Origin of the sequence: Silicimonas lutimaris (assembly GCF_047314965.1) — a bacterium.
In the GTDB taxonomy this organism is placed as follows: domain Bacteria; phylum Pseudomonadota; class Alphaproteobacteria; order Rhodobacterales; family Rhodobacteraceae; genus JAVJUV01.
In genome coordinates this window covers 137015-145838 of record NZ_JBLBVK010000053.1, presented here as the reverse complement: position 1 = coordinate 145838, position 8824 = coordinate 137015, and the positions used below count along the sequence as shown (strand labels likewise).

The following is an 8824-nucleotide window of genomic DNA, read 5'->3' as shown; positions in this document are numbered from 1 at the left end:
AAGCTCAGATCGTCATCAATCACTGGCTCAGGCAGTACAATCACACCCGGCCGCATCAGGCACTCAACATGCGCCCGCCCGTTCCTGAAACCCTATTAGAGAAACCCCTGATCAGTGGCCCATACACAGGGGGCTAGACATCTCGGTGATTGTGATCGGTTTCGTGCTTCTCGCATCAGGCTTTGCTGCCCGGAACGCGGCAAGGGTCGATCCGGCGATCGTGTTGCGGGAGGGGGCGACATGATCAGGTGGCTCACTTTGTGCTTGGCTCTCTGCGCTGCCGGTCTCGAGGCACAGGAGGCCTCATGGCCTGCGAATCTGATTGATCCCGCGGCCAGTGATCCCGCGATTGCTGCAGACCTCGTGCTGCCGATGAACTGTGGTGGCGCGATGGCGTTCCAACGGATCGATGTCCCCGTCGACGTCACGCGGCCCTTGGCCGACAGAGCATTCCGCATGGGGCAATCGAATGCCGATATGGCCTTCTCGGACTATCTGAAGCCGGTGTTTCTACGCGGCGCGTTCGATGACGCTGACCGGGATGTCAGTTATTATTACATCGCACGCTACGAGATGAACGAGGCACAGTACCGCGCGATACGCGGTGACTGTTCCGTTCCGTTCAAGCCTACCGAAGGACGTGCAAAAGGCGGCGTCAGCTGGTTCGAGGCCGTGGATCTTTCTCGGCTCTATACTGAGTGGCTGATGGCCAATGCCAAAGATGCGCTTCCAAGCGAAGGAGATCGGCTTGGATTTCTACGCCTTCCGACAGAACCTGAATGGGAATTTGCCGTGCGGGGAGGGGTCGCGGTCGACCCTGCGGTTTTCTCGGCGCGTCGCTTTTTCAGCGAGGGCGACCTTGCTGAATACGCGGCGTTCATTGCGCCGGGACAGGGGCGCACCGGACTGAGCATCATGGGCGCGCGCCGCAAGCCCAACCCCCTGGGTCTCTACGATGTCTATGGCAATGCAGAAGAATTGATGCTTGAGCCGTTTCGAATGAATGCAGTGGGACGTAGTCACGGTCAGCCGGGCGGACTTGTCACGCGGGGTGGCTCTGTGGACCTCGAGCAGGATCAGATCTACACGGCGCGACGAAATGAATATCCACTTTTCTCGGACTTCACCGGGGAAGCCTTGGCGGGTGAGTTTTTTGGGGTCAGACTCGTGATCTCGGCCATCGTTGTATCCGAGGACAGGTACACAGAGATCAGTGATAACTGGCGTCTTGAAGCCGATCGACCCATCGGAACTGAGAACGACCCTCTCGCCACGCTTTCGTCGCTGCTCGATGCGGAGACCGATCCGCGAAGGCAGGACGCTTTGAGCGGTTTGCAGCTTGAATTCCGGGTCGCGCGGGAGTCCGCAGAAAGCTCGCTGTTGGAGGCGGCCAAATCAACATTCCTCAGCGGTGCGGCGTTCGTAGATACCCTTACGGATGACACTTCTGAAATTGATGATTTGCTGCGCAACTCGCTTCCCCTGAGAGACCGGATAGCAATTGCCAGGGGCGAAGAGAGGGAAAGGCTGATGGAGATATTCCGGGTTAACGTCGAGCGGGTTGAAGCTTTGCGCCAAGGCCGGGACACGTTTTTGCTATCCTACAGGTCGGCCCTCGAGACTCTGGCGAAAGAGGTCGAGGAAGAAACGCGTGAAACCGCTCTCGAGACGTTGACGAAGGAGTTGACTGCGCGTGATCAGACCCAACTTCTTGAGGTGCTGGACAGGTTTCGGCAGGATCTTGAGGCCTACATTGCCATGCCTGATATGGATTCGAACGAATTGCTTAGACTGGCCATCAGGTAATTAACACGCGTGCCTAGTCAATCGGCCCACTCCTGTGGGTTGGAATGTTCCCAAATGTGAGGTCTTCGCTATCCACCGGAATTCTGTTGGTTCCGGGATCGAAGTTGGCGGAGATGTATGGGCGTTTTCGACCCCTGCCGGGTTTGTCGGCAATCTCTACAAGTGAGTACAGAGTCACGTTGCGACCCAGGAAGTCGACAAAGGTGCCGACAGGCGCTTCTCCTTGGTTCGGAACGGATTCCCAGTGGTTGAGGATGTCCCGCGGTTTGATCGCAACCTCTTGGCCAAGTAGCACGTCGGCAAGGAAGTCTCCGTTTGTCGAAGGATTGGTCAGCCCAGTGAAGCGGGCTTTGGGCAGGATTGCCGACAGCGCGGCATTTGCGTTGGGTTGCCAGGCGTCGTGATCTGTTCCGATCAATATGCCGCCGCCATTTTTCGCAAGAGCACTTATCTGATTTATCAAGAGCCCAGCACTTGATCCTCCGGTTCCTGGGAAAACTGTTCGAGGGTTGTGGCGAATGCTGCGAATTGCGAATGACTCATCCAACATCAGAGCATTTCGACCATTGCTGTAAAACTGTTGGATGGCGCTCTTGTCCGATTGGTTCAGTCGAACGCGTCTGTTTGTCAGGTCCAGGATAAGAATGTCAAAGCTCTTGCCTGCCAAGTGGCGCGCCAGATCGCCGCCGTTCGTTTTTTGAATATATTCAACGTCATAGATGTTTCCTCCGCCGTACTGATCAACATACTCGGCCATCACCTCACGGTGCTTGGAAACCAACTCGGATCCGAAATTGGGAATTCCATTCCACCAAAGAATTCGGGTGGTCTGATGTTGGGCATCTACCGTCCAACAAAAAGATAGCGCAACAACTGCAGCAATCGAGGAAGTGAATGATCTTCGGAACATAATCGATTTTGTGTTCTTTGAGTTGCATTCATCGTAGCATCAGAAATCGAGTGTCAAAATGATATTATTTGGAAGGTTCATCATATTGACCAGAAACCTCCAATCGGTGACGCTGTGCTAGAATTGACGAGGTGAATTGCATTGGTGATGCCTAGGGGGCTGGCTTTTACGATTGGGTTCGGAAGTCTTGTTCTGATCGGGATGACAGTTTTTTCCGGCCTCGTTCTTCTGAAAGCCTGTGCGCTTGATCTTCCACTCCTTCGCCACGTGTCGTCCTGCGTTTCCGAGAAACATAGGACGGTCGACATGCGGATCGTGGCACTCGCCCAAGAGCGAGGCGAACTTGAGCGCCGGGTCTTTGAGATTGAACGGGAGATCGGTGCGCTGCAATGTGTGGCAGCATCACCAGACCCGAATGCGCCTCTTACGCCTGAGGGTTGGGCGAATGGTGATTTGTCGATGCTTTTCGGATGTTGGGCGCTTGACGCAACGTACCGGAGCAGGGATGTCGCGACCGGGCAAATTCGTACGTATCGCGAATGGAGCATGTGTTTTGATTCCGGCGGCAACGGTGAGCAAACAATGCGATCTGACGATGGGGTATCCTGTGAAGGATCAGTTCGGGCGGGCTTTTCAGGCGGTGTTTTGCAGATCTTGGAGCCGGGAAACCTCTCTTGTGATGATGGTGGATACATTCATCAACGGGAAATCACCTGTCGTCTAACGGATGGCGGAAAGGCGGTTTGCGACACGTTGCAGCCAGAGACGAGAGGTGCCGCTCAGGTCGGCTTTCAGCGCGCGCCCTAGTGCCTCCTGTCCGCTCCCTTCAGAAAGCCCGGACCTGATGCGGGATCGGATTTTTCCAGATCTTCAGTCCCGCCGGTCATTTAGCGCGTCTCGAATCTGGAGCGCCAACGGTCCTGGGATGGATAGACACGGCGTACTCTTGTTTCAGGGTGAGGCTGCTGTGCCGGGGGCATTGGTTGTGCCTGATTGCCCTGCGGTTCCTCAAGACGAAGGACCGTTCTTCCATTGGTCTCTTCGATCCCCGAGATGCGAACCTCCGACACTCCCGAAGCCGAAAACAGATGGCGGGCAAGGGGATTGATGAAATGCGTTTCGATGCGGTTTGCCACGCCGCGTCCGCCATCGAAAAAATCCTGCGTACAAAGCTGTTTCAGCGCCGTCATTGCCGGGGGATCGAACGTGATCGAAACATTCTGTTCGGTCTCGATGGTGTACATGGCGCGTTTCAGAATAGCGTCGAATATCGCGGACATGCCGGTTGGTGTGAGGAAGTCGAAGACAACAACGTTCTGGCCGATCCTGTTCAGAAGCTCCGGCCGTTTCAACTCGACTCTGAAATGCTCTTCGACCGCACGCGTGATCTTGTGCGAGACCTCGGAATGGGTGTCGGATGGCAGGACGTTCATGCCCATGTTGCTTGCGCGCGAACCCTGAGCAATGCCGATGTTAGAGGTGAAGATGATCAGAGCCTCTGAGAAGTAAGCAGTGGCGCCGCGTGCGTCGGTAAGCCGGCCTTCGTCCAGGATCTGAAGGAAAAGGTCTAGAACTCTGGGATGTGCTTTCTCGACCTCATCGAACAGGAATACGCTGAAAGGTCGACGGAGAGCGGCGTTGATCAATTCGCCACCTTTCTCGTGGTCGGCATGGCCCGGAGGCGCTCCGATGAGCCGCGAGACCGAGCTTTCTTCCATGAATTCCGACATGTCGAAGCGGTGGCATAGCGTTTCGTCGCCGAAAAGTAGCTCCGTGATCGACTTCGCAAGCTCGGTCTTGCCAACTCCGGTCGGGCCGACAAAGAAAAGAGCGCCCCTCGGACGAGTATGCATCGCGCCGGATTGCGCGCCGGACAAACCCAGGATCGACCGCGAAAGGATATCCAGTGATTTCTCGATCGCGTGCGGCTGCCCCTTGATCCTCGCCTGAAGGGCTTCCGGTGCCTGCTGCATCCGCTTTCGCAGAACCGGCGACGTCCACGGGTTTCTTCGTGATCCCGTCCGGAACACGCGAATTGCATCGGAAATCCGCGCCAGCCCCATGTTTTCGGCCTGCGCCACCTTGGCGATGGCATCCATCGCCAGCAGCGGCTTGCCGTCGCTTTCCAGGGCGAATTGCTGAAGTTGCCTTTCCTGCGCTTCTTCGGGCAATTTCCCGAGCCATTCATGAACTTCGGCGAGGTGCAGTGCAAAGGCATAGCGATCTTCGAGATTGGGTCTTTCGATCTGGATTTCGCGTAGCGTGGCATTGTTAAGCACGAACCAGTCGGGCAGGTCGGCAGGATGATCGACTTTCCAGATCGTCGGGTTTCCGTTCCTGAGGGGGTTATCCCGCCTTTGGGTCCGCGAGTTCAGGTCGACCCGGACAAAGAAATCTTCCACTGTGCGAGTATCCGCCTGGCAAAGCTGGGATGCGTAGTCGACGAGCAGTCCGATCCGGAACTCCGCGAATGTGGAGACTGCATGGTGGATCTCGGCGAGTTCCGAGAGCGTACAAGGTCTGCCGGGCGGATCGAAGGATGCCTGCAAAGAGGCTTTTTCGGTGTCGCTCGAAGCGTTCGAGATGACGAGACCTTGTACGGCGTCGTATCGGAGTAGGCCGCGAATACCGGATGCCTTCAACAGGTCCCAGAGGGTGTCTTCAAAAGCTTGAAATCCCGCCCCGTTCCCTTTCGGAGACGGATAGAGGTCGCCGATGTTCCCGGAAAAAACAAGATGGTCCGAATAGGCAAGCGAAGCGCTTACCTCGTCGAACCACGAAGGCAGATCACGGCTTTCGGCAAACTCGTCCATTGAACCTCCGGTTTCTTGGGGAACACGCTGTAGCCCAAACAATTGCAGCATATTTCACGCCAAAGCTGTTGCGTGACCTTGATAAGGATCAGGTTTTTCGGAGCACGTCCTACCAGAAATCACCCATCGCTTTCGCGGTCACGGCCTGAACGGCGCTCGCGAAAGCTGGCTATGACTGAGCGACGTACCGTTTCGGGTTGCTCTTCCAGAGCTTCGGTAAGGTGCCGGAGTTCACGGCGCGTTTCGTGGAGGCGGTCGATCAGCGAAAGTACGACGGGAAGCGCATCCGTTGGCAGAGCCATCTCCTTGCGCAAGTCACAGAGCAGTCGGATGCGGGCAAGATCAATCTCATCAAATATGGGCCCGGTCTCGGCGTTTGCAGGCCTGACCCACCCTTCGCGCACCCAAAAACGAAGCTCCCGAAGGGTCAGCCGTCTGACTTCGGCGACCACGCTGCGCTCATCAAGTCTCATTCTTGCCTCCACAGGCTTTTCCGTGGGTCAAAGTGTGACTGATTCCGCCAGCGTTCCGCCAGTTCCTCCAACTCCACTCCGACCTTGTCCGGGAGAACGATTTTCAGACGCACATATTGATCGCCCGCCGGACCCTTGGTGCGCGATATTCCCTTTCCCTTCAGTCTGAGGCGGCGCCCGGAAGACGCGCCCTTGGGGATCGAGAGGGAAACCGCCCCCGAGATCGTTGGAACGTCGACCTTTGCCCCAAGAACCGCTTCGTCGAGCGTAATGGGCAGTTCCATGTCTATATCATACCCGTCACGTTTGAAGACCGGGTGCGGTTTCACTCCGATGGTGATCAGTGCGTCACCGGCAGGGCCTTCTCCAAGCCCGGGGCCGCCTTTGCCGCGAAGGCGAAGTGTCTGGCCATGATTCACGCCCGGTGGAATCGAGATCTCGATTGCATTGCCGTCAGGCATCGTCACGCGTTTTCTTGCGCCGCGCGCGGCGTCCATGAAATCGACCTCGAGATTGTAGCGCGTATCGTTTCCACGGGCATGAAATGCTTGCCGGAAGTCCCCGCCGCCACTGCGATAGCGTCGTCCGAAGAGATCGGACAAGAACTCGGACGCGTCCGCATAATCCTGCGGCCCCATTTCTGGGTCATAGCGGCTGCCGGCGTCTTGTCCGGCATACTGGCGATAGAAGCGTCTCTCCGGCCTTTCGTGGCCGCTCGCGTCGATTTCACCGGCATCGAAACGCTTCCGCTTTTCGGGATCACCAAGCAGATCATAGGCGGCCGAGACTGCCTGGAATTCAGCTTCCTTCCCGGTGTCGCCGGGATGCAAATCCGGGTGGAGGGCTTTCGCAAGCTTGCGATAGGCCTTTTTGATCTCATCCTGCGTTGCGGTTTTTGAGACGCCCAGAATCTTGTATGGATCGTCGCTCAATGAAGCCTCTCCATCGTTTGAGGGGCATTGTTGCGAAGGCGGCCGCAGGTTGCATTGACCGAGGTCAAGCGGTCCGGATCGGATGGTCTTGTAAATTCACCCCCGGTGCCGGAGCACCAAAATAAGCGCGAGCAGATCAGCCGGGCTTGTAGTCCCGGTTTTCTTCCGGATCGTCGGTCGCGAAGGGCAGGGCGTTCAATTCCTCCCAAGCTTCGTCCGAGATCCTCGCTTCCGCCCAGGCTATCGTCTCGGCCACCCGTTCGGGCTTGGTAACCCCAACCACTGTAGAGGCGATGCGCGGGTCTTGCATGGAGAATTGCAGGGCCGCGGGACCGGTTGCTATTCCGTGCCGAGAACAGGCTGCCTCGATCGCGCGCACCGGCTCCAGATCTGCTTCGCTTGCAGGCACATAGGCAATGAGCGGCATCTTGTCGGAGCCCTTTGCCAGCACTCCTGACGCGTAAGGCGCGGCATTGAACACCGCGATGCCTTTTTCATGCGCCCATGTGAACATCTCGTCCGCATTCCTGTTCAGAAGCGTATAGCGATTGTGGTTGATGATCGTATCAAATGGCCAGCCTTGCTTCAGGATGTCGAACATCATGTCGACTTTGCCCATGGCAAGACCGATGGCGTCGGCGAGACCTTCTTCCTTCATCTTCACCATTTCTTCCAGCGCACCGCCCTTTCCGGTGATCTCTTTCAGATCGACGCAGTGCTCTGGGTCATGGAGATGAAGCAGTTGAATCTTGTCGACGCCCAATCGCTGCAGGCTTTCCTCCAACGAACGGCGCGCACGGGACGCCGTGAAATGCCGGGTCTCCATATCGCGGTCGAGCTTGGTTGATATGGCAAAACCGGGCGGCAGGCCGCCGCGTTCGCGAATGACGGCTCCGATGCGCCGTTCACTCTCGCCGAAGCCGTAGTTGTTCGACGTGTCGAGGCAGTTCACCGGCCCGTCGAAGATGGCCCGGATCGTGGAAAGAGCGCGGTCTTCGTCCACCGAATAGCCATAGGTATCGGGCATGCTGCCAAGTCCGGACGTTCCGAACATGATGGGCGTCACTTCGACACCAGTTTCTCCGATCCTGCGCTTTTCCATTTCATCCTCTCTCAGATCGAGCCAGCCTCGACCATGTAGTTGTTCGCGGTGCACATGGCCGCGTCGTCGGAGGCCAGGAAGACCACCATCCGGGCGACATAGACCGGGTCGATCAAATCAGGCAGGCACTGTCGTTGACGATGTTTCTCAAGCGCCTCCGGCGTGGCCCAGAGGGTCTTCTGCCGTTCGGTCATGATCCAGCCGGGGACAACGGTATTGACGCGGATGCGGTGCCGCCCAAGGTCGCGGGCCATGGTGCGTGTCAGCCCGTGGACCGCAGCCTTGGCGGTTGCGTAGGCCGGAAATCCGCCACCGGCTTCCCACCAGGAGTTCGAACCCATGTTGACGATTGAGCCGCCTCCAGCGGCAATCATGTCGGGCGCGAGGGTCTGGATCGCGAAAAACATGTGCCGAAGGTTCGTGGCCTGGCGTTCGTCCCAGTAGTCGGGCGTGACTTCGGTCCAGTCGTGGCGGTCGTCGCGGGCGGCGTTGTTGACCAGTATGTTGGCCGATCCGAGGCGGGATTTCAGAGCGGCAAAGCCCGCCTTCATCGCGTCGATGTCACGAAGGTCGCAGATTTCGTAGTCCACGGTGCCTTCAGTGGCGGATTTCATGGCCGCCGCTCCGTCGGCGTCGATGTCCAGGAAGCCGACACCTGCGCCTTGTGCTGTGAAAGCTTTCACGATCTCGGCCCCGATGCCCGAAGCGCCGCCGGTCATGAACACGGTTTTGCCTTTCAGGCTGGGGTAAGTGGCGAAATCGGGCATCGCAGGTCCTTTCGGAATTGG

General features: G+C 57.4%; 9 protein-coding genes. 3 read left to right on the top strand and 6 right to left on the bottom strand.

The window, feature by feature from the left end:
- Window positions 1–8 precede the first annotated feature (8 nt).
- On the top strand, window positions 9–137 hold the full coding sequence (locus ACKLNI_RS14790) for an integrase core domain-containing protein (RefSeq protein ID WP_413716991.1): 129 nt from the start codon (window positions 9–11) through the stop codon (window positions 135–137).
- Window positions 138–240: 103 nt separating this feature from the next.
- Window positions 241–1806, top strand: coding sequence for a formylglycine-generating enzyme family protein (locus ACKLNI_RS14785; protein ID WP_413719849.1), 1566 nt, complete (start codon window positions 241–243; stop codon window positions 1804–1806).
- Window positions 1807–1819: 13 nt separating this feature from the next.
- Here ACKLNI_RS14785 and ACKLNI_RS14780 read toward each other — a convergent pair whose 3' ends face one another.
- Window positions 1820–2563 carry a hypothetical protein gene (locus ACKLNI_RS14780; protein WP_413719848.1) on the bottom strand — a complete coding sequence of 248 codons (744 nt, stop codon included), beginning with the start codon at window positions 2561–2563 and terminating at the stop codon, window positions 1820–1822.
- 459 nt (window positions 2564–3022) lie between these two features.
- Between ACKLNI_RS14780 and ACKLNI_RS14775 the strand changes: the two genes are divergently transcribed.
- Complete coding sequence (locus tag ACKLNI_RS14775) at window positions 3023–3523, top strand: hypothetical protein (RefSeq protein WP_413719847.1); 501 nt, start codon at window positions 3023–3025, stop codon at window positions 3521–3523.
- An 80-nt stretch (window positions 3524–3603) separates the two neighbouring features.
- Here ACKLNI_RS14775 and ACKLNI_RS14770 read toward each other — a convergent pair whose 3' ends face one another.
- The 5 genes from ACKLNI_RS14770 to ACKLNI_RS14750 all read right to left on the bottom strand — a co-directional run bounded on the left by ACKLNI_RS14770 (window position 3604) and on the right by ACKLNI_RS14750 (window position 8803).
- A complete protein-coding gene (locus ACKLNI_RS14770; protein WP_413719846.1) occupies window positions 3604–5529 on the bottom strand; it encodes an AAA family ATPase in 1926 nt (641 codons plus the stop codon).
- 119 nt (window positions 5530–5648) lie between these two features.
- The gene (locus tag ACKLNI_RS14765; protein ID WP_413719845.1) at window positions 5649–6002 is read right to left on the bottom strand and encodes a MerR family transcriptional regulator; all 354 of its coding nucleotides are present in this window, start codon (window positions 6000–6002) and stop codon (window positions 5649–5651) included.
- Window positions 5999–6934 carry a DnaJ C-terminal domain-containing protein gene (locus ACKLNI_RS14760; RefSeq protein WP_413719844.1) on the bottom strand — a complete coding sequence of 312 codons (936 nt, stop codon included), beginning with the start codon at window positions 6932–6934 and terminating at the stop codon, window positions 5999–6001. The genes ACKLNI_RS14765 and ACKLNI_RS14760 overlap by 4 nt, the downstream gene beginning before the upstream one ends.
- A gap of 136 nt (window positions 6935–7070) precedes the next feature.
- Complete coding sequence (locus ACKLNI_RS14755; RefSeq protein ID WP_413719843.1) at window positions 7071–8036, bottom strand: aldo/keto reductase; 966 nt, start codon at window positions 8034–8036, stop codon at window positions 7071–7073.
- Between the two features lie 11 nt (window positions 8037–8047).
- The gene (locus tag ACKLNI_RS14750) at window positions 8048–8803 is read right to left on the bottom strand and encodes an SDR family NAD(P)-dependent oxidoreductase (RefSeq protein ID WP_413719842.1); all 756 of its coding nucleotides are present in this window, start codon (window positions 8801–8803) and stop codon (window positions 8048–8050) included.
- Window positions 8804–8824 lie beyond the last annotated feature (21 nt).